The sequence below is a fragment of the Amycolatopsis decaplanina DSM 44594 genome (assembly GCF_000342005.1).
GTDB classification, from domain to species: Bacteria; Actinomycetota; Actinomycetes; order Mycobacteriales; family Pseudonocardiaceae; genus Amycolatopsis; species Amycolatopsis decaplanina.
Window position 1 is genome coordinate 101,841 of the sequence record NZ_AOHO01000055.1, and the last position, 20,056, is coordinate 121,896.

The following is a 20,056-nucleotide window of genomic DNA, read 5'->3' on the forward strand; positions in this document are numbered from 1 at the left end:
CAAGGGGGGTCAGAGGGGGGTGACGTAGGCGCCCGAGATCCCACCGTCCACAAGGAACTGCGAAGCCGTGATGAACGACGCGTCGTCGCTCGCCAGGAACGCGACCGCGGCCGCGATCTCCTCCGGTTCCGCGAACCGCCCGACCGGCACGTGCACCAGCCGCCGCGCGGCGCGCTCGGGGTCCTTCGCGAACAGTTCCTTCAGCAGCGGGGTGTTCACCGGACCCGGGCACAGCGCGTTCACCCGGATGTTCTCCCGCGCGAACTGCACGCCCAGTTCACGGCTCATCGCCAGCACCCCGCCCTTGGACGCGGTGTAGGAGATCTGCGACGTCGCCGCGCCCATGACCGCGACGAAAGACGCCGTGTTGATGATCGAGCCCTTGCCCTGCCGCTGCATATGCGGCAGTACCGCCTTGCAGCACAGGTACACCGAGGTCAGGTTGACCTTCTGCACCTTCTCCCACGCGTCGATGCCCGTGGTGAGGATCGAGTCGTCCTCGGGTGGGGAGATGCCGGCGTTGTTGAACGCGACGTCGACCGAGCCGAAGGTGTCCACAGTGGTCTGGAAGAGGGCCTCGACCTGGTCGGCGTCGGTGACGTCGGCCTGCACGAACAGACCGCCGACCTCGTCTGCCGCTGCTTTGCCCGTCTCGGCGGAGATGTCGCCGATGACGACTTTCGCGCCTTCGCTCGCCAGCCGCCGTGCGGTGGCGAGGCCGATTCCGCTGCTGCCGCCGGTGATGACCGCGACGCGGCCCTCGAAACGCTGAACCATCTATTCCTCCGTGCTGATGAATACATTTTTGGTCTCGGTGAAGGCGTCGACGGCGTCCGGGCCGAGTTCACGGCCCAGCCCCGACTGCTTGAACCCGCCGAACGGCGTCCAGTACCGGACGGACGAATGCGAGTTGACCGAAAGGTTCCCGGCTTCGACGCCACGCGCGACGCGGAAGGCGCGGCCGACGTCGCGGGTCCAGATCGAGCCGGACAGCCCGTATTCGGTGTGGTTGGCCATGGTCACCGCGTCCGCCTCCTCCGCGAACGGGACCACGGCGACGACCGGGCCGAAGATCTCGTCCGACGCCAGCGGATGCCGCAGGTCCGGCGGGGTGACGACGGTCGGCGCGAACCAGTAGCCAGGGCCGGCGGGCGCGTTGCCCCGGAAGGCGACCGGCGCGGAGGCGTCCACATAGGACGAGACCTTCGCGTGATGTCCCGCCGAGATCAGCGGCCCCATCTCGGTCACTTCCAGCCGCGGATCCCCCACGACGACGCCGTTCACCGCGGGTTCCAGCAGCTCCATGAACTTCTCGTACGCGCTCCACTGCACCAGGATCAGCGACCGCGCGCAGCAGTCCTGCCCGGCGTTGTCGAAGACGCCGTACGGCGCGGTGGCCGCGGCCTTTTCCAGGTCGGCGTCGGCGAAGACGATGTTCGCGTTCTTGCCGCCGAGCTCCAGGGTCACCCGCTTCACCCGCGCGGCGCAACCCGCCATGATCCGCTTGCCGACCTCGGTCGAGCCGGTGAACACCACCTTCCGCACCGCCGGGTGGTCCACGAAGCGCTGTCCCACCACGGAACCCTTGCCGGGAAGCACCTGGAAGACGTCTTCGGGGATCCCCGCCTCGCGGGCGAGTTCGCCGAGGCGGATCGCGGTCAGCGGGGTGAGTTCGGCGGGTTTGAGCACGACGGTGTTCCCTGCGGCGAGCGCGGGCGCGAATCCCCAGCCCGCGATGGGCATCGGGAAGTTCCACGGCACGATCACCCCGACCACGCCGAGCGGCTCGTGGAACGTCATGTTCACGCCACCGGGCACCGGGATCTGCCTGCCGCTCAACCGTTCGGGCGACGCCGAGTAGTACGTCAGCACATCGCGGACGTTGCCCGCTTCCCAGCGCGCGTTGCCGATCGTGTGGCCGGCGTTGACGACCTCCAGCCGGGCGAGGTTCTCGATGTCGGCGTCGACGGCGTCGGCGAACCGGCGTAGCAGCCGCGCCCGGTCGCCGGGGGCCACGGCGCGCCAGGCGGGGAACGCGGCCTGCGCACGGGCGATCGCCGCGTCGGTCTCCTCGGCCGAGGTCAGCTCGACCGACCTCACCACCTCCTCGGTGGCGGGGTTGATCACCTCGAACGTGGTCATGTGCGCTCCTTAGCGGCTTCCACCAGCGCCTCGAAAAGCCTGATGTCGTCGGGATTCTGTTCGGGATGCCATTGGACGCCGAGGACGAACCCGTCGCCGGGAAGTTCGGCCGCCTCGATGGTCCCGTCGGCGGCCCAGCCGACCGGGACCAGCCCGTCGCCGAGCCTGTCGATCGCCTGATGGTGGTAACACGACACCTTGGTCTCGGCGCCGAGGATCGACGCGACCCGGCTGCCCTCGGCAAGGGACACCGTAGTGGTGCCGAAGGTCGCGGGCGCGGGCTGGTGATCCTCGGTGTCCAAAGTGTCCGGCAGGTGCTGCGCGAGCGTGCCGCCCAGCGCGACGCTGAGCACCTGCAGCCCCCGGCACACGCCGAGCACCGGTTTGCCACTGTCCATCGCGGACCGCAGCAGGCCGAACTCGAACGCGTCCCGGTTCGGCCTCGTGTACGTCGTCGCGTGCCGCTCCTGGCCGTAGCGCGCGGGGTCGACGTCGGCGCCGCCGACCAGCACGAGACCGTCCACGGCGGACATCAGCCGATCGTGTGCCGCGCTCACCGGCGGCAGCAGGACCGGGATCCCGCCCGCCGCGACGATCCCGTCGACGTAGACCCGGTGCAGCAGTGCGGCTTCGGTCTCCCACACCAGGAACTTCGCGGGCTCGAGGTAGGAGGTGAGCCCGATCAGGGGTTCAGAGCCGTTCGAAGCCACGGATCCTCTCCCAGTCGGTGACGGCGGCGTCGTACGCGGCGAGTTCGACCTTCGCCGCGTTCAGGTAGTGGTCGATGACCTCGTCCCCGAACGCGGACCTGGCGAGTTCGCTCCACTCCAGCAGCGCCGCGGACTCTCGCAAGGTCGTCGGCACGGTCGGCTTGCCGGAACCGTAGGCGTTGCCGTGGAACTCCGGCTCCAGCTCCAGCTCGTTCTCGATGCCGTGCAACCCCGCCGCGATCAGCGCGGCCACCGCGAGGTACGGGTTCACGTCGCCGCCGGGGACGCGGTTCTCGGTACGCAGCGAGTCCCCGTGCCCGACGACGCGGAGCGCGCACGTGCGGTTGTCGGTGCCCCACGCGACAGCCGTCGGCGCGAAGCTTCCGGGAACGAAACGCTTGTAGGAGTTGATGTTCGGCGCGAAGAAGTAGGTCAGCTCGCGCAGTCCGGCGAGCTGGCCGGCGAGGAAGTGCTCCATCAGCGGCGAGAACCCGCCGGGACCGTCGCCCGCCAGGACGGGCTCACCCGCGGCGGAGCGCAGGCTGATGTGGATGTGACACGAGTTGCCCTCGCGTTCGTTGTACTTCGCCATGAACGTGAGGCTCTTGCCCTCCTGCGCGGCGATCTCCTTGGACCCGGTCTTGTAGACGCTGTGGTTGTCGCAGGTGGTCAGCGCGTCGGCGTAACGGAACGCGATCTCGTGCTGGCCGGGATTGCACTCGCCCTTGGCCGACTCGACGTACAGTCCCGCCCCGCCCATGTCGTTGCGGATGCGGCGCAGCAGCGGCTCGATCCGGGCGGTGCCGAGCATCGAGTAGTCGACGTTGTACTGGTTGGCCGGGCGAAGGTCCTGGTACCGCTTGTCCCAGGCCGACTCGAAGGTGTCGTCGAAGACGATGAACTCCAGTTCGGTGCCGACGTAGGCGGCGAGCCCGCGCGCGGCGAGCCTGTCGAGCTGGCCGCGCAGGATCTGGCGCGGCGACGGGGCCACGGCGCCGCCCTGCACCCGTTCGAGGTCGGCGAGGACGAGCGCGGTGCCCTCCTGCCACGGGAGCAGGCGCAGTGTGTCGAAGTCCGGGCGCATGACGAAGTCGCCGTAGCCGGTCTCCCAGGAAGACATCGCGTAGCCGTCGACGGTGTTCATGTCCACGTCGACCGCGAGCAGGTAGTTGCACGCTTCGGTGGCGTGCTCGACGACCTCGTTGAGGAAGTACTCGGCGGCACAGCGCTTGCCCTGCAGCCTGCCCTGCATGTCGGTGATCGCCACGAGCACCGTGTCGACGGTGCCGTCCTCGACCAGTTCCCGGAGCCGATCCAGTGTGAGCATCCCGCGCCTGTTCGCCATCAGCCTCACCTAAAGGTTCGATGCGGTACCTTTACGGCTTCTTCCTACCGGGTCGACCCGACACCGTCAACTCATTCAATGGTCTGGTTTGCTACCCATTGATCACCGTAGTTGATCCCTGGGCGGATTGTCTGTGATGCCCGGCTGAGAAGATGCTGTGAATCCCGCCGCATCGGGAGGAGATCCGCGCATCCGGGACGTTGTACGGATCAAGAGAGGTGAGAAGGAATGACACAGGCATTCACGCAGCAGACCACGTTCACCGAGCCCCAGGGACGGGCTCAGCTCCCGACGATGCCCAGTGGGTGGCCGATCGGCTCGTACGAGTCGTACTCCGAAGCGCAGCGTGCCGTCGACCACCTCGCGGGAACGGACTTCCCGATCACGGACGTCACCATCGTCGGTGTCGAACCGATCCTGGTGGAGCGGATCGCCGGGCGGATGGGCTGGAGCAAGGTGCTGACCAGCTCGGCGCTTTCCGGCGCGATGTTCGGTATGTTCCTCGGCCTCGTGCTGAGCCTACTGAACCCGGGCGCCGGACTGGTGCCGATCGTCGTCGGCCTGGTCGGCGGTATCGGGTTCAACCTGCTGTTCGGCGCGCTGGGATACGCGGCCTCGAAGAACAAGCGCGGGTTCATCTCGCAGAGCCAGCTGGTCGCCCGGCGTTACGACGTCCTGGCCCAGCCGCGCAACGCCGAGAAGGGCCGCGCCCTGCTGGCCGATCTGGCCGCCAGGAGTGCGTTCAACCACTGAGCCGGATCCCCCGCGAGCCGGCACCTCTTAGCGAGGTGCCGGCTCGCGCCGTTCACGGGGTCAGGCGGTGCAGGTCTCGCGGGAAGAGCGTCGCCTGTCGGACGTTGGGCAGTCCGAGCAGCCGGGCGGTCCAGCGTTCGAGACCGAGCGCGAACCCGCCGTGCGGCGGCATCCCGTGCGCGAAAACCGCCAGATAGTCCCGATACGGCCCGGCGGACTCACCCCGTGCCGCCAGCGCGGCGAGGTAGTCCGCGTGCCGGTGCAGCCGCTGGCCCCCGGTCACCAGTTCCAGCCCGCGGAAGAGCAGGTCGAAACTGTTGGAGTACCCGGGCCGCTCCGGGTCCGGATGCGTGTAGAACGGCCGCTTCACCATCGGATACCCCGTGACGAACAGGAATTCCGATCCGTGTTCGCGCAGCGCCCAGTCCGAAAGCAGCCGCTCGTGCGCGGGCGCGAGGTCGGGCTCGCCGCGCGGGTCTTCGCCCGACAGCCGCGCGATCAGCTCTTGGGCCTCCGCGAAGTGGATCATCGGAATCTCCTCGGGCACCTCGACTCCCGCCTCCGGAACAGCGGCGGCCATCCCCGCGATCGTCTCCCGCAGCACCGTCATCACGTCGTGGTGGCCATCGATGAAACCGAGCTCGGCGTCGAGGCTGGTGTACTGCGCGAGATGCCGCGCGGTGTCGTGCGGTTCTGCGCGGAAGACCGGTCCGACCTCGTAGACCCGCTCGAAAACCCCGACCAGCGCCTGTTTGTAGAACTGCGGCGACTGCGCCAGGAAAGCCCGCTGACCGAAGTAGTCGATGCCGAAGACGTTCGCGCCGGACTCCGTGGCCGACGAGACGATCTTGGGGGTATGGGTTTCGGTGAATCCGAGACCGTCGAGCGCCGACCGGAACCCGGCGACGCTCGCCGCCGCGATCGTGAAGACCTCCTTCGGCCGCGGATGCCGCAACGCGACGGCGGCGTTGTCCAGCACCGTGGGCAACGCGGCCCGCACCGACGGCCGGTAGAGGTCGAACGGCGGCGGTTCTGCGGGTTCGGATAGCAGCCCGACCGACGGCTCGGTGAGTTCCAGGCCGCCCGGTGCCTGGGGGTTCGCGGTGACGAGCCCTTCGACCTCGATGACGGTTTCTTCCGGTGGGCCACCAGGTTCGGCGAGGACCGCCTGGGCGAGTCCGGAACGGTCCCGGATCACCAGGAAGGTGACGGTTTTCAGGCGGCGCCGGCGGTGCACCCAGCCGGCGATGCGAACACGGCCGCCGACGTGCCGGGGCAGGTCGGCGGCGAGGACACGCGAGATCATCACAACTCCTGTACGGATATGCGCGACCCCTTGGGAGTGCGGGCGAGAAGGGAACTCGCGGTACCACCGCACTTTCACCGCCGCCCACGACGAGCGGCGGCCTCGAAGGCCCGTGACGAGGGCCGGACGGCGGGGCATGGGGCGCGGACGCCGTTCCTCCCCGCACTCGGGAGGGTCTTCACCGAAGGGCGCGAGGCCGCCTTCCCAGCTACCGGCGGCTCTCTGGGCTCGCGTGCTCCCTTGGCTACTCGTCTCCGTCAGCGCGTTGTCCCGGAGGGTACGGCCCGAATCGGGAGTGCGCATCCGTATTTGCCTCGTGAGTGGTGAGGACGGTTGGAACGGACCGGTATTCGCCTACCTGCTGCTGACCTGCACGAGGACGACGATCCCAGCGGGTACCGAGACCGTTGATGAAGGAATTAGGACACTCAACGTCCCGATTCCTTCATCAACGCGAGGTGACCCCCGTCCCGGACCATGATCAACAGAAGATCCGAGACACTCAACGTCCCGAATCCTCCGTTGATCAAGCCTGTGCAACTCAAACCCGACGGCCGACACAACTGCGGCACCAAGACGGGGTCAGGTCCAGTAGGTGAGCAAATACCGGTCCGCCAGAACCGTCCTCACCACTCACGAGGCGGGTGGAGGCGGCCCCCGACGTCCGCCTCCACCCGGACCACCTAGCTCGTCGGCTTGGTGGAGTTCGACGGCGGCGCCACGGAAGACGACGGCGGCGGCACGGCCGAGGAGGAAGGCGGCACCGGCGCGCCCTTCGGGATCGCCGCGCTGAACGGCACGTCGGCCCTTTCCTGACAATAGCCGCGAGAACCGTTGTAGCCGTTGAGGTTTCCGTCGCTGTCCTGGACTCCCCGTTCGAGCCGCGGGCGCGGATAGCGGTTGTCGTCGCCGACCTTCCGCTTCTCGCCCGTGCTCCGCTCGCACGCGTACCGGGTCGTGCTGAGCGGACGGCCGTTCTCGTCGTAAAGGTAGATCTCGGTCAGCGGCTTGCCTTCGGCGTCGAACGCGTAGATGTTCTCGACGTCCTGACTGCCGTACATCAACTGCGGGTTGCCGTAGTTGTCGTTGTAGCTCGGCGTGTAGCCGCTGTTGTAGGGACCTCCGCCGTACGAACGCTTCGCGATCAGGTCGACCGCCGCGCCCGCACCGCCGAGCATGCTGCCGACGACGAACGCCGAGATCGGCACGGCCAGCCACAGCAGCCGCCGGTCGGCCTTCAGCCTCGGCCCAGCCCAGACCACCGCGACGGCCGCCAGCAGCATCAGCGGCAGCAGCAGCACGGCCTCGGCGTCGCGAACCACGAGCAGGAGACCGAACACGACCAGCACCGCCCCGCACAGCACCCACCACGCCGGCTTGAGCGTGCGGAAGTACTTCAACCCCTTGCCTTCCCGGTTGGCCTGGAACGACGTCGCGACCTCGCGGAGCTTGATCACCTCAGGCAGTTCCGCGATCGGGGCGACGCCCTTGCGCACCACGTAGGCGACACTGATCGCGAGCACCGGTGCGATGAAAAGCAGGCACAGCAACGGTTCCACCCGAACCCAGATCGCGGCCGCGAAGCCGAACAGCGCGAATCCGCCGACGGAGAACACCAGGCCCCAGAACGCGAATCACGTTCCGCCGATCCCGCTCTTCACCTTCAGCACGGTGGTTTCGTCGCCCGCTTCGGCCGGACGCGGCGGGTAGCCGCCGGAGGCTCGCAGTTCGGCGGCGTAACTCTCGGGGCTGCCCAAACGCTCGATCAAGGCGTCGACCTTGGGATTGTCCCCCAATTCGGCTTCCATCTCGGCGAGATGGGGCCGGACGTCTTCGAGGATCTCCTCGACTTCGCTCTCGGGAAGGTCGGCGAGCGCGCTCCTGACCCTCGCCAGATACGTCCGCACGGCGGTCGGATTCTGCGTGCTCATGCTGCCTCTCCCAACAGGCTGTTCATTGTCGTGGCGAAAGTCCGCCAGGTCTGCCCCGACTCTTCGAGGCGTCGGCGCCCCGGCTCGTTGAGGCTGTAGTACTTGCGGTGCGGGCCTTCCTCGCTCGGCACCACATAGGACGTCAGCAGGCCTGCCTTGTACAGCCGCCGAAGCGTCCCGTACACCGAAGCGTCGCCCACTTCCTGCAACCCCGCGACACGGAGTCTTCGGAGCACGTCGTAGCCATAGCCGTCCTCTCCGCGAAGCACCGCGAGAACGGCGAGGTCCAGCACGCCTTTAAGTAGCTGACTGATCTCCACAGTCGCGTCCCTCCCAGTCTTACGCAACAGAAGGTACCACGCATTGCACAGTAGTGCGCACGGCGGAAGCCACTTGCGTCGAGCATGTGGTTCATGGGTTACTTAGTCCAGTAATGAACCACAGCACCCACGAAGGTGCTCGGAGACTGGGACGGAGGTGTCGTGCTCGACGAAGGAACACCACTGTTCGCGCAGATCGCCGAACAGATCGCCGACGACATCGCCGAGGGAAGCCTGGCCGAGGGGGAACGCGTGCCGTCAACCAACGAACTCGCCGCCTTCTACCGGATCAATCCGGCGACGGCGGCCAAGGGGATCAACGTGCTCGCCGACGAAGGACTGCTCGAGAAACGACGCGGTATCGGCATGTTCGTCGCCACCGGAGCGCGGCAGAAGCTGCTCACCGACCGGCGGCAACGGTTCGCCGAGCAGTACCTCGACCCGATGCTCATCGAAGCGAGGCGCCTCGGCATCGACGACGAAACCTTGATCTCGCTCATCCGCGGGAACGGACACCGGAACGGAGGACCCGCCGCATGACGCCGACCATTTCGACCACCGGCCTGACCCGGCGCTACGGCGACCATCTCGCGCTCGGCGATGTCTCGGTCGACATCGAAGAAGGCAAGATCACCGGCCTGCTGGGCCGCAACGGCGCGGGCAAGAGCACCTTCCTGCGCATCGTCACCGCGCAGGAGTTCGCCAGCACGGGCTCGGTCCGCGTGTTCGGCGAAAGCCCGGTCGAGAACGAGCGGGTGCTGCGGCGCCTGGTGCTCGTCCGCGAGGACCAGCAGTTCCCGGACTTCAAGGTGCGGCACGCTCTTTCGGCGGCGTCGTGGTTCTACCCGAACTGGGACGCGGAACTGGCCGACACGCTGCTCCGCGACTTCGACCTGCCGACGAAGCGGCCGATCAAGAAACTCTCACGAGGGATGCGCTCGGCGCTGTCGATCACGATCGGACTGGCGGCACGAGCGGAGCTCACGCTGCTCGACGAACCGTACGCGGGCCTCGACGCGGTCGCGCGGCAACTGTTCTACGACCGGTTGCTCGACGACTATTCGACGCATCCACGCACGGTCCTGCTCTCCACACACCTGATCGACGAGGTGGCCGATCTGCTGGAGCACGTCGTGATGATCGACAAGGGCCGCGTCGTCCTCGACGCGCCCGCCGACGACCTGCGCGGCTCGGCCGCCACGGTCAGCGGTCCCGCCCTCGCGGTGGACGACTTCGTCGCCGGCCGCCGGGTGCTGCACCGCCGCAAGATCGGTTCGCGGGCTTCGGTCACCGTCGCCGACGCGCTCGACGCCGCCGCGAAGGCGCGGGCTCAGGCACTGCACCTGAAACTCGAACCGCTTTCCTTGCAGCAGTTGATGGTGCACACCTCCAACGGACAGACCGCAGAGGAGGCGTCCGCATGAACACTCTGGTCAAAGTCGTGCGTTACCACCTGGTGGACCGGCTTCAGTACCTGGTCCTCCCGGTCGGCGTCACGCTCTTCGCCTTCGGGGTGAACCTCGCCATTTTCTCGCTGATTCCCGGAAAACCGGCCGACAACTACTCCGGCGGCCTGTTCACGCTGTTCGTGTTCATGCTCGTCTGCGGCGCATTGAGCATGACGAAGTCGCTGCCGTTCGGGCTCGCGCTCGGCTTGTCGAGGCGGTCGTACTACCTGGGGACGGTCCTGCTGGTCGCCGGGCTGTCCGCGGTGTACGCGGTGGGGATCGCCGTGTTCCAGGCGATCGAAGACGCGACCGGCGGATGGGGGCTCGGCCTCCACTACTTCCGGGTGCCGTGGCTGCTCGACGGCCCCTGGTACCTGACCCTGCTCACGGCGTTCGTGTCCCTGACGCTGATGTTCCTCTACGGCATGTGGTACGGCCTGATCTACCGGCGCGCATCGGTGGTGGGCGTGGTCCTGTTCGCCGCCGCGCAGGTCCTGGTGCTGCTGGGTGTGGTGCTGCTGCTCAGCTGGACCGACTCGTGGTCGAAGCTCGGCACGTTCTTCAGCACGCTGACCGTCGGCGGACTGACCGGGGTGCTCGCGGTGCTGGTGGCCATCGCCGGCGCCGGCGGGTTCGCCACGATGCGCCGCGTCACGGTCTGAAGTCCTTGCGCACCGAGGAGTTCGTGTCGGCTATGCCTGGACCGCAAGGGATTCCCGGGCCCGGTCTCGGATGCGACCGACCACGATGGACCGCCGCCAGGCCCGCGTGACCTCCACCAGCCACGCCGCTTCGGTGGCGATGTCCGGCTCGTCGAGGTAGGCCGCCGGAACGTCGTCGGGGGCGTACCGGCGGCCCGCCTCGGAGGCGACGAGCGCGGCGGCCAAAGCCGCGGCCTCGATCGTCGCGGGGACGCGGGCTTCGGGGATCTTCGCCTTGCGTGCTTCGGCTTCCGCGACCGGCGGGACGTCCGGATCGAAGTAGGGCCGCAGCGCGAGATGGCCGTCCCGGATCTCGATGACCCTTCGGTACAGGGCGAATTCGACACCGCCCGGCATACCGGGACCCGGGTCCAGCGCGATTCCCGGGACGGCTTCGCGCAGCGCGGTCCACAACGGTTCGATCCGGCGGTACGTCCGGTACGTGCCGATCAGGCGGAACGGGGTGGCCAGCGCGGGCCCCCACACGCTGAGCGTCGCGCCCGCCCCGGCGAGCCCGACGCTCAACGCCGCCAAGATCGCCGAGAACGTGTCCTCACCGGCGTTCACCTCACCGGTGGTGGCGAGGATGTAGATGTCATCGACGTCCCAGAAGGTCCAGCCCAGCGCGGACACCCCGCCACCGACGAGCAGCCACAGCCCGGTGCGAAGCGGGCCAGGATCGGCATGGCGCGCGAAGCGGGCGAAGACGATCGAGAAGGTCAGCAGGCTGATCAGACCGTAGAAGAGGAAAACAACGTTGTAGGCGACGAACCAGCCGAGCCTGCCCGGCCCGGCGGCGGTGTGCTCGCCGACGCGGTGGCTGTCGGAGAGGAGGAAGAGCGCGATCTCGGCGGCCACGACGATCCAGGACAGCAGCGTGTGCCACCCGATCCGCTTGCCCTCCCCCAGTTTCAGCGAATGCGCGAACGCGACCGCGAAGGCCATCGCGCCGATCTTGAGCAGGTCGGCCGCGAGGTTCAGCAGACTGCCGATGGGTTCTTCGACGCCGACTGCGTTCTCGATCGCCGGGGTGAGCAGCATGATGCCGCCCGCGATGCACATCCCGAAGGCGCTGAGAAACCACATCCGCCGTAGCGGCTGGGTGTGCCGGGCCTGGATCAGCTTGTATCCGAAACCCGCGAAAGCCACCACGCAGCAGAAGTACGCGATGGTTTCGGTCACGGCAGGCGCCGTTTCCGGCTGCCGAAGAGATTGTCGACCCTGGCCATCCCGCCGGCGAGGTCGCTCCCGCTCTCGTCGAGACGCGCAGCGCCGCGCACCGCTGTCCGCGCGACGCGCTGCGCGAGGAGACTGGCGAGCAGTTCGGCCTCTTGCTCCTCGACGGCGCTGTAACTCGTGCGGCCGAGGACCCGGCGGACCAGTTCGGGTGCCAGGTTCGGCATGAGGGTCTTGCTGGCGGCGGCGTCGAGCGCGATCCCGTCGGCGCCCGCGTCGGAACCGACGTGACCACACAACAGGTGGCCGACCTCGTGCAGCAGGATGTGCCGCCGGTGCAGGGCGGTGGTGTTGGTCGGATAGAGGATGTAATCCGCGCGCTCAGTGCTCATCAGCAGCCCGCACGGGCCGCTGGAGGGAACGCTGACCTGCATCAATTCGATCGGGCGGCCGCGTTCGGCGGCCAGTCCGGCGGTGAAGGCCTCGGCGTCGAAGGGTTCGGGAAGGGTGACGCCGTCGGCGAGACTCCGGCAGCGGCGCCACAACTCCTTATGGCGGCGGTCCACTCACGCCTCCTTCTTCGGTCCGCCCCGTCCGGATTCCCTGCGGGCGATCGCGTCGATCATGTCGCTGATGGTGTCGAGTCCGTCGGGGGAAAGCGTTACGGCCCGCAGCGCGACGTCGCGGACACCGGCGTCGCGGAGGGCACCGAGGAGCGCGAGTTCCTCGGCGATCTTGGCGCTCTGCTCGTCGTCGAAGAAGTATGCGGGCGAGACGCCGAAGAACTGGGCGAGCGCCTCGAGGTGGCGTTTCGTCGGATTGTCGCGACGACCGGTGCGCAACTGCCACAGGTACGTCGTCGAGAAGCTTTCGCCGGTGGCCTCACGGCAGGCCTTGGCGACCTCTTCATGGCTGTACGGCTCGCGATCGGGTCTCAGCACGATCTGGAACAGCTTGTCGATCTTCTCGGCGAGCGTCGTCTTACCGGGCTCGGTCGCGGCCACCATCCCACTCCCTACATGTCGTGCCCGTTCATGCTAGTTGACGCGACGCCCGCGTCGTACACGACAGTTTTCACCTCGCGCGCGGCTTCGGCTGACAGCGCGGGCAGGAGAACGACGAACGGTTCATGAACGGGTCGCGCCGGATGGCCGTCCCGCACCTGCCGCAGGGCAGTCCTTCCTGACCGTAGGCGTCGAGCGAGCGGTCGAAGTACCCGGACTGGCCGTTGATGTTGACGTAAAGCGCGTCGAACGAGGTCCCGCCGGCGACCAGCGCCTCGGCCATCACCTCGCTGGCGGCGGTGAGCACGGTGCGGCCGTGGGCCGCGGTGAGCCTGTCGGTCGGGCGGGCCCAGTGGAGCTTGGACCGCCAGAGGGCTTCGTCGGCGTAGATGTTGCCGATACCGGAGACGAGGGTCTGGTCGAGCAGGGCGCGTTTGATCTCGGTCCGCCTCGACCGCAGCGCGCGGACGGCCTGGTCGAGGTCGAACCGCGGGTCCATCGGGTCGCGGGCGATATGCGCGATGGTGCCCGGCAACGCCGTCCCGTCGACCTCGGTGAGTTCCGCGAGCGCGAGCCCGCCGAAGGTCCGCTGGTCGACGAAGCGCAGCTCCGGTCCGTTGTCTGCGAAGCGGAACCGCACGCGAAGGTGCTTCTCGTCGGGCGCGTCGTCGGGCTGGACGAGCATCTGACCGCTCATGCCGAGATGCGCGAGCATGGCCTGACCGTCGGAAAGCTCCAGCCACAGGTACTTACCGCGGCGGCGGGCGGCGGTGATCTTGACACCGGAGAGCCGTCCGCTGAAGTCCTCGGCGCCGAGTTCGTGGCGGCGGATCGCGCGGGCGTGGAGAACTTCGACCTCGGTGATCGTCCGGCCGGAGACATGCGCCTCGAGCCCGGCACGGACCACCTCGACCTCGGGGAGTTCGGGCATGACGTCGATTCTCCCACTGGACGGCGGACGCCCTCGTGAGTGGTGAGGACGGTTCTAACCGTCCTCACCACTCACGAGGTGCTCAGGGCGCGAGCGGCCCGACATCCGCCTTCGTCAAGGCTTTCCGCGCCCCGCCCGGCAGCAGTTCGTCGGCCCCGACGTCGTACTTCCCGGACCGCGTCTGCAGATCGAAGTCGGTTCCCGCGTACGGGTAGGAGCCGACACCGGCGTCGACCGCCGGGCTTCCGGAGGACAGCCGGTACAACCCGTCCTGAACCAGCTTCGGATCGACGGCTTTGTAGCCACCGGACGGCATTCCCGCGGGTCCGCCCCAAGCGATGTTCCCCTCGTACTTCACGTCCGAACCGCCCGGCATGCTCACGAGCTTTCCCGTCCCCTGCAGGATGTTGTTCGCGAGCACGCAGTCCTTGGGCTTGAAGTCACCGCCGTCGCCGTGGATCGCGTCGGTGGTCCCCACGACGGTGTTGTACGCGACCACGACCCGGTCGGGCCGGTCGTGGAGTTTGCTGTCCGGCCCGCTGTCCGCCTCGTTGCCCGAGCCGAACACGATCCCGCGGTTCGCCGTGGTGTGCACGTAGTTGTTGACGATCTTGTGATCGTTGCCGTGGAAGCGGATCCCGGACCTGCCCAGCAGGATGTTCCCCTCCACCACGCTGCGATCCCCGTGGCGCAGCACGATGAAGCCGCGGCTGTCGCGGATCGTGTTGTACCGGATGACGTTGTCCGACGACTTCACGGAGATCGCCTCGGAATCCCCGTCGGCCTTCTCGAACAGGTTGTACTCGACGACGCCGCCCGCCGAATACTTCTGGTGGTGGCTCAGCCCGAACCGGATCGACTCGCCGCCGTTCGAACCGGTGAACCCGTGGTTCGAGAAGTAGTTGTGGTGCACCTTGACCCGCTTCGCCATGTCCTTCGCCGGGCCGAGCACCTGGAGGAAGACACCCTGGGTGGTGCGGTTCTGCAGCACGTTGTGGTCGAACTCGGTGTCGTCCCCGTTGAGCGTGACCCAGTTGCCGCCGCCGGTGAGCTGGACGTCGAGCCGGGTCAGCCGGTTGTGCGTGCCGCCCACCGGCACGCTCAGCGAACCACCGTGCCGGAGTTTGAACCCGCGCAGCACGACATGCGAGGCCCCGGAGGAGAACGAGAACCCCGTCGATCCCTTGATCTCGGCCTTGCCGACGTGTTCCGCGGTGATCGTGATCGGCGCGTTCGCCGTTCCCGACCGTTTGATCGCGATGGCCGAGCCCGCCGAGTAGCTTCCGTCGGCCAGCCGGATTTCGTCGCCGGGACCGGCCTTGTCGATCGCGGACTGCAACGCGCTCAACGACGTCACCCGGACGACCTGGGCACCCGAAGCAGTGGCAGGACCTGTCACCAACGCCAAAACCGTTGCTGTGACAAGGCAGAAATGACGCATCCGCCGACCTCTCGACAGGCGACCTGAACGGTCGCGTCAGTGGCGGCGGACTGCGATGACGTTACTGATTCACCGACTCCTGCGTCAACGAACCGTCCCGCTGAAGAGGACTCAGGTCGTCTTCGGCGGCTGTTCGATGTCGAGTTCGGCCGAAAGCTGTCGCCAGGCCGTCTCGGCGGCCTTCTGCTCGGCTTCCTTCTTGGTCGTTCCCGAGCCGTAACCGAGTTCACGTCCGCCCACGAGGACGGTGGCGCTGAACTCCTTGCGGTGATCGGGGCCGGTGTCCTCGACCTTGTACTCGGGCACGCCGAGCCCGGCCGACGCCGTCAGCTCCTGGAGGCTGGTCTTCCAGTCCAGGCCGGCACCACGCAGCGGCGCCTCGGCGAGCAGGTCGTCGAACAGATGGTGCACGAGCCCGCGCGCGACGTCGATGCCGTGCTGCTGGTACGCGGCGCCGATGACGGCTTCGAGCCCGTCGGCGAGGATGCTCGCCTTGTCACGGCCGCCGGTGAGCTCTTCGCCCTTGCCCAGCAACAGGTGCCTGCCCAGCCCGCCTTCGCCGAGACCGCGCGCGACCCTGGCCAGCGCGTGCATGTTGACCACGCTGGCACGGAGTTTCGCGAGCTGACCTTCGGCCAGTTCGGGATGGGTGTTGTAGAGGTGGTCGGTGACGACCAGGCCCAGCACCGCGTCCCCGAGGAACTCCAAACGCTCGTTCGGCGGCAACCCACCGTTCTCATAGGCATAAGAACGGTGGGTCAGCGACAGCGTCAGCAGCTCGGGTTCGATCGTGATCCCGAGTGCTTCGAGCAGTGGTGCGGGGTCCGCGGGTGGTCCACCGGCCGACTTGCCCCCCATGTCGTCAGCTGCCGATCAGGCGGGCTCGACGACCTGGCGACCGTTGTGCTGGCCGCAGGCCGGGCACGCGATGTGCTGGAGCTTCGGCTGCTTGCAGGCGCGGTTGGAGCAGGGCACCAGCTGAACCGGAGCCGCCTTCCACTGGCTGCGGCGCGCGCGGGTGTTGGATCGCGACATCTTCCGCTTCGGGACGGCCACGAGTAGATCTCCTTCAGACGGTCTGCCCGCGGTCGCGAGCGAACTTGCTTCTCCGGAACGAGCTGGTGCTCGTCAGGCTTGCTTTCCGGGGCCATCGGCCTGGTCATCGCCCGTTTCGTTGTCGAAACGATCGACCAGCGCGGCCCACCGAGGGTCTATCTTCTCATGCCCGTGTCCGGGCGGGAGATCGGCCCACTTGACACCGCATTCGATGCACAGACCCTGGCAGTCCTCGGTGCACAGCGGGGCCAGCGGCAGCGCCAGCACCACCGCGTCGCGGACCGTCGGTTCGAGGTCGATCCGGTCGTCCACCAGACGCGGGATCTCGTCCTCGTCGGTGGTCTCCTCGGTCGCGGAGCCGGGGTAGGCGAAGAGCTCGGTCAGGTCGACCTCGACGTCCTCGGTGATCGGGTCGAGGCACCGCGAGCAGTGCCCCGTCGCGACGGCGGACGCCGTGCCGCTGACGAGTACGCCCTCGACGACGGACTCGAGCATCAGGTCGAGTTCGAGGCTGGAGCCGGCGTCGATGGTGATGACGTCGGGCACACCGAGCGCGGTCTCGACGGGGATCGAGCGTTGGACGGCCTTGCTCAGGCCGGCATGACGGCCGAGTTCGCGGGTGTCGAGCACCCACGGGTTCCGGTCGTCCAGTTGCGCAGGCCTGGCCTGCGGCGACTTGTTCTCAGACATCGGTCATCAGGGTACGCAGGCCCCGCCACTCACTTTCGGGCACGGTCCGCCATCGGTCCGTGAAGGCCTCCTTGAGGGACTCTGGGTCCCTCAAGGAGGCCTTCACGGACTTGTCAGGACTGGTAGTCGTACAGCGACGTCCGGCTGTTGCCCGGCAGGTTGACCGGGGACCGCAGGTGGTTGCGCCCTGAATCGACCGTCCGCAGCGTGGTCGCCAGCAGTTCGGAGAACTCGGCCAGCTTTCCGTCGACGTAGGCGTCGCAGTCGCCGCGCTGCTTGTCGGCCTCGACGTGCGCCTCGTCGACGATCCGTGCCGCCTCGCCGTGCGCGGCCTGGACGACCTCGGTCTGGGCGACGAGCCGGGCCTGTTCGGCGCGGCCGTCCTCGATGGCGCGCTCGTAGGCGTCGCGGCCCGCCTGGATCATCCGCTCCGACTCGGCACGGGAGCGGTCGGTGAGGTTCTGGAACTCGGCCTGTCCGGCGGCGACCATGCGCTCGGCTTCGGCGTGCGCGTCGCTCATCATCTGCTCGGCGCGGGCGCGGGCGTCGGCGAGGATGCGCTCGGCCTCGGCCTGCGCGTCGGCGACCGTGCGGTCGGCCTCGGCGTTCGCCGTGGTGACCGTCTCCGCGGCTTCGGTGCGGGCGGTCTGGATCAGCTGGTCACGCTTGTCGAGGACGTCCTGCGCGTCGTCCACTTCACCCGGAAGGGCGTCGCGGATGTCGTCGAGCAGTTCGAGCGTGTCCCCGCGCGGGACTACGCAACTGGAGGTCATCGGCACGCCGCGGGCTTCCTCCACGATGGTGACGAGCTCGTCGAGCGCCTCGAAAACCCGGTACACGGCCCACTCCCTACCTACTGCTACAGCGATCCCCACATTCCCTGAGTCCAGTTTGCCCTCATCGGCGCGGTAAGGGGTGAAAGCGCGCGGTACCGGGCGTGTCCCGCCCGGTACCGCGCGCCATGATCACCGCGGGACGAACGCCGGATCCAGGATCAGCGCCAGCAGCTGCTGGTCGCTCAGGGAGGGGCCACCGCGGGGGCCGTCGTCCAGCGTGCCGAGGTCGAAGATGTTGACCGAACCACCGCCGGACGGGAAGGCGATCGCGTTGCGGGTGGCGACCTTCCCGGTCGAGAAACCCTGGCCGACGATGATGTCGCCTTCCCATTCGTCCACCGACTTCGGGGCGGTTTCGGAGATCACGGCGAAGCTTCCGCCCGGTTGGGGAAGTTCCACGCACCGCATCGGCTTGCCGTCCGGCCCGATCCCGTCGGCGACGGTCTCCGGCTTGCACCGGCCTTCGCGCGGATACGCGTCCTTCGTGCTCACCGGACCGGCGATCGTGAGGTTGATGCCCCGCGGCCGCCCTTCGGCGTCGGTGTACCTGACTTCCGCGGTCTTCAGGTCCCCGTACCCCGAGAAGTCGCCGACCGCGATGTTCTTCGCGCCGGTGATCACCTGCGGCACCACGTCCTTCAGGTGCTGGAGGTCGTCCTTCGGCGTGGGCGGGGCCTGCCGCGACGCCGCCGGCGCGAGTGGCGCGGGGCCTTCTCCCGGCACCACGAACACCACCGCCGCCGCGATCACCGCCAGCGTGGCGGCCCCCGTCGACGCCGCCGCCCGCCGGTTTCGCACCTTCTTCGCGGCGGTCCCGGCGACCTCGTCCGGGTCGAAGCCGAGCGGCGGCTCGGCCAGTGTGATCCCGCGCAGCCTGTTTTCGAGTTCGTCCATCACGCGCTCCTCCCGGAGACAGCCTCGTCGTCCTGTCTCTGCAGGGCCGCGCGGAGGACGTCGAGTCCTCGCGCGGCCTGGCTCCTGACCGTCCCTTCCGAACAACGCAGCGCGACGGCGACCTCCGCGACCGGGAGATCGGCGCAGTAGCGCAGCACGACGGCGGCGCGCTGTTTCGGGGGAACTTCGGCGAGGGCGCGAAGCAGCGAATCCGAGATCCCGGCATCGGCCGGGGCAGCGGGCTCTTCGGGGACGACGCCGTCGCGGTTCTCTCTGCTCCGCCAAGGTCGCCGCCGCTCGTCGAGCCAGCAGCGCATCAGGATCTGCCTCGTGTAGTTGTCGACGGGCCCTTTCCGGCGGACCTTCGGCCAGACCCGGTAGAGCCTGATGAGCGCGGTTTGGACCAGATCCTCCGCGAGATGCCAGTCGCCGCAGAGCAGGTACGCCGTCCGCCTGAGCGGCAGCGCCTTGTCCCTGGCGAACTCCCTGAAGCTCGCATCGTCCCCAGACCGCATCGTGCCTCCTCGTCCGTGTTCCGGTGTATCTCACGGACGAGGAGGCACGAAATGTTGCACGGGCGGGTCAGGCGCCGGGATTCACCAGCTTGAAGGTCGCGTAGCGGTCCGGCGTGTAGACGATCTCGCCGCCCTTGCCTGAGATCACGCGGTCGCTCGTTCCCACCGGGAACAGCTGGTAGTAGCCGGCGGCGCACGACGGCAGCACACCTTCGCGGTTCTCGTAGACCGTGCCGGTCGCGCCGCCACGAGCCTTGTCCACCACGGACTTCGCCGCGGACGACAGCGTCGAGTAGCCGATCTTCGTCAGCTTCGAGGTGTCACCACAGGACGGCGCCGGGGTGCCGTCGACGTCGATCACGGAGAAGGTCTTGTAGTGGTCGCCGGTGTAGAAGAACTCGCCGCCGTCACCGGTGACGATACGGCGCGCACCGCGGTCCGGCGAGCCGGGCGTGGGGACCGTGTACTCGTGGTAGTAGGCCGAAGCGCACTTCGGGAGGATGTTCTCCCGGTTCGAGAAGACCGTGCCGTCCTTGTCCGGGTACGGGAACGGCCCGCCCTTCTTGATGAGGTCATACGTCGTCGTCGCCTCGGCGGGCAGCGACGAGAGCGACGAGTGCTTGAACCCGGTGAGATCCCCACAAGGGTTCTGCTGGACGGAGACGGGCGCGGCCTGGGCGGCACCTAGCCCGCCACTGATCCCGCTGAAAAGAGTGACGAGCAGAACGAGCAGCGCGGCGGCGATCCGCGATCGTTTGTTGGTCATTTTCGGACCGTAACCCGATCGCGTGTTCACCAGAAGGCGTCGAGATGAACTCTCCACCGCCGCTCACGACTGCCCGACCAACGGCTTCCGC

At 68.0% G+C, this 20,056-nt stretch carries 22 protein-coding genes and 1 pseudogene; 4 read left to right on the forward strand and 19 right to left on the reverse strand.

Going from position 1 to position 20,056, the window contains the following annotated elements:
• Window positions 1–9: 9 nt before the first annotated feature.
• Genes H074_RS17655 through H074_RS17670 form a run of 4 tightly spaced genes read right to left on the reverse strand, consistent with a single transcriptional unit; the run spans window position 10 to window position 4,197 of the window.
• Window positions 10–777, reverse strand: a complete 768-nt coding sequence (locus H074_RS17655) for a 3-oxoacyl-ACP reductase (RefSeq protein ID WP_007031401.1) — start codon at window positions 775–777, stop codon at window positions 10–12.
• The gene (locus H074_RS17660) at window positions 778–2,142 is read right to left on the reverse strand and encodes an aldehyde dehydrogenase family protein (protein WP_007031402.1); all 1,365 of its coding nucleotides are present in this window, start codon (window positions 2,140–2,142) and stop codon (window positions 778–780) included.
• Window positions 2,139–2,852 (reverse strand): gamma-glutamyl-gamma-aminobutyrate hydrolase family protein, encoded by a 714-nt coding sequence (locus H074_RS17665; RefSeq protein ID WP_007031403.1) that lies wholly within the window; start codon window positions 2,850–2,852, stop codon window positions 2,139–2,141. The genes H074_RS17660 and H074_RS17665 overlap by 4 nt, the downstream gene beginning before the upstream one ends.
• The gene (locus H074_RS17670; RefSeq protein ID WP_007031404.1) at window positions 2,833–4,197 is read right to left on the reverse strand and encodes a glutamine synthetase family protein; all 1,365 of its coding nucleotides are present in this window, start codon (window positions 4,195–4,197) and stop codon (window positions 2,833–2,835) included. Before H074_RS17670 ends, H074_RS17665 begins: the two co-directional genes overlap by 20 nt.
• A gap of 228 nt (window positions 4,198–4,425) precedes the next feature.
• Here H074_RS17670 and H074_RS17675 point away from each other — a divergent pair, with 228 nt between their 5' ends.
• Entirely contained in the window at window positions 4,426–4,950 is a 525-nt protein-coding gene (locus tag H074_RS17675) for a YflT domain-containing protein (RefSeq protein WP_007031405.1), read from the forward strand.
• Between the two features lie 52 nt (window positions 4,951–5,002).
• Here the strand turns inward: H074_RS17675 and aspS are convergent, their stop codons facing one another.
• The 3 genes and pseudogenes from aspS to H074_RS17690 all read right to left on the reverse strand — a co-directional run bounded on the left by aspS (window position 5,003) and on the right by H074_RS17690 (window position 8,507).
• Window positions 5,003–6,256 (reverse strand): aspartate--tRNA(Asn) ligase, encoded by a 1,254-nt coding sequence (aspS, locus tag H074_RS17680; RefSeq protein ID WP_007031406.1) that lies wholly within the window; start codon window positions 6,254–6,256, stop codon window positions 5,003–5,005.
• A 683-nt stretch (window positions 6,257–6,939) separates the two neighbouring features.
• A pseudogene (locus tag H074_RS17685) lies at window positions 6,940–8,187 on the reverse strand (DUF1700 domain-containing protein).
• Entirely contained in the window at window positions 8,184–8,507 is a 324-nt protein-coding gene (locus tag H074_RS17690; protein WP_007031407.1) for a PadR family transcriptional regulator, read from the reverse strand. Before H074_RS17690 ends, H074_RS17685 begins: the two are co-directional and overlap by 4 nt.
• Before the next feature lie 162 nt (window positions 8,508–8,669).
• Between H074_RS17690 and H074_RS17695 the strand changes: the two genes are divergently transcribed.
• Genes H074_RS17695 through H074_RS17705 form a run of 3 tightly spaced genes read left to right on the forward strand, consistent with a single transcriptional unit; the run spans window position 8,670 to window position 10,617 of the window.
• Window positions 8,670–9,047, forward strand: a complete 378-nt coding sequence (locus H074_RS17695; RefSeq protein WP_039922817.1) for a GntR family transcriptional regulator — start codon at window positions 8,670–8,672, stop codon at window positions 9,045–9,047.
• On the forward strand, window positions 9,044–9,931 hold the full coding sequence (locus H074_RS17700) for an ABC transporter ATP-binding protein (RefSeq protein WP_007031409.1): 888 nt from the start codon (window positions 9,044–9,046) through the stop codon (window positions 9,929–9,931). The genes H074_RS17695 and H074_RS17700 overlap by 4 nt, the downstream gene beginning before the upstream one ends.
• The gene (locus tag H074_RS17705) at window positions 9,928–10,617 is read left to right on the forward strand and encodes a hypothetical protein (RefSeq protein ID WP_007031410.1); all 690 of its coding nucleotides are present in this window, start codon (window positions 9,928–9,930) and stop codon (window positions 10,615–10,617) included. The genes H074_RS17700 and H074_RS17705 overlap by 4 nt, the downstream gene beginning before the upstream one ends.
• 30 nt (window positions 10,618–10,647) lie before the next feature.
• Here the strand turns inward: H074_RS17705 and H074_RS17710 are convergent, their stop codons facing one another.
• From H074_RS17710 to H074_RS17765, 12 genes are all read right to left on the reverse strand, one after another.
• Window positions 10,648–11,838 carry an MAB_1171c family putative transporter gene (locus tag H074_RS17710; RefSeq protein WP_007031411.1) on the reverse strand — a complete coding sequence of 397 codons (1,191 nt, stop codon included), beginning with the start codon at window positions 11,836–11,838 and terminating at the stop codon, window positions 10,648–10,650.
• Window positions 11,835–12,398: a hypothetical protein gene (locus H074_RS17715; protein WP_007031412.1), complete on the reverse strand. Its 564-nt coding sequence runs from the start codon at window positions 12,396–12,398 to the stop codon at window positions 11,835–11,837. Before H074_RS17715 ends, H074_RS17710 begins: the two co-directional genes overlap by 4 nt.
• Window positions 12,399–12,839 (reverse strand): helix-turn-helix domain-containing protein, encoded by a 441-nt coding sequence (locus H074_RS17720; protein WP_007031413.1) that lies wholly within the window; start codon window positions 12,837–12,839, stop codon window positions 12,399–12,401.
• A gap of 67 nt (window positions 12,840–12,906) precedes the next feature.
• Entirely contained in the window at window positions 12,907–13,767 is an 861-nt protein-coding gene (gene mutM / locus H074_RS17725) for a bifunctional DNA-formamidopyrimidine glycosylase/DNA-(apurinic or apyrimidinic site) lyase (RefSeq protein WP_007031414.1), read from the reverse strand.
• An 82-nt stretch (window positions 13,768–13,849) separates the two neighbouring features.
• Window positions 13,850–15,208: a polysaccharide lyase 6 family protein gene (locus tag H074_RS17730; protein WP_039922716.1), complete on the reverse strand. Its 1,359-nt coding sequence runs from the start codon at window positions 15,206–15,208 to the stop codon at window positions 13,850–13,852.
• A 111-nt stretch (window positions 15,209–15,319) separates the two neighbouring features.
• Window positions 15,320–16,066 carry a ribonuclease III gene (rnc, locus tag H074_RS17735; RefSeq protein ID WP_007031416.1) on the reverse strand — a complete coding sequence of 249 codons (747 nt, stop codon included), beginning with the start codon at window positions 16,064–16,066 and terminating at the stop codon, window positions 15,320–15,322.
• Between the two features lie 15 nt (window positions 16,067–16,081).
• Window positions 16,082–16,264 carry a 50S ribosomal protein L32 gene (rpmF, locus tag H074_RS17740; protein ID WP_005160412.1) on the reverse strand — a complete coding sequence of 61 codons (183 nt, stop codon included), beginning with the start codon at window positions 16,262–16,264 and terminating at the stop codon, window positions 16,082–16,084.
• Between the two features lie 72 nt (window positions 16,265–16,336).
• Complete coding sequence (locus H074_RS17745) at window positions 16,337–16,954, reverse strand: YceD family protein (protein ID WP_007031417.1); 618 nt, start codon at window positions 16,952–16,954, stop codon at window positions 16,337–16,339.
• Between the two features lie 113 nt (window positions 16,955–17,067).
• A complete protein-coding gene (locus H074_RS17750; protein WP_007031418.1) occupies window positions 17,068–17,793 on the reverse strand; it encodes a DivIVA domain-containing protein in 726 nt (241 codons plus the stop codon).
• A 126-nt stretch (window positions 17,794–17,919) separates the two neighbouring features.
• Window positions 17,920–18,684, reverse strand: coding sequence for a hypothetical protein (locus H074_RS17755; RefSeq protein WP_007031419.1), 765 nt, complete (start codon window positions 18,682–18,684; stop codon window positions 17,920–17,922).
• The gene (locus H074_RS17760) at window positions 18,684–19,199 is read right to left on the reverse strand and encodes a SigE family RNA polymerase sigma factor (RefSeq protein WP_007031420.1); all 516 of its coding nucleotides are present in this window, start codon (window positions 19,197–19,199) and stop codon (window positions 18,684–18,686) included. The genes H074_RS17755 and H074_RS17760 overlap by 1 nt, the downstream gene beginning before the upstream one ends.
• Window positions 19,200–19,266: 67 nt before the next feature.
• Window positions 19,267–19,965: a ribonuclease domain-containing protein gene (locus H074_RS17765; RefSeq protein WP_039922720.1), complete on the reverse strand. Its 699-nt coding sequence runs from the start codon at window positions 19,963–19,965 to the stop codon at window positions 19,267–19,269.
• Window positions 19,966–20,056: the final 91 nt, after the last annotated feature.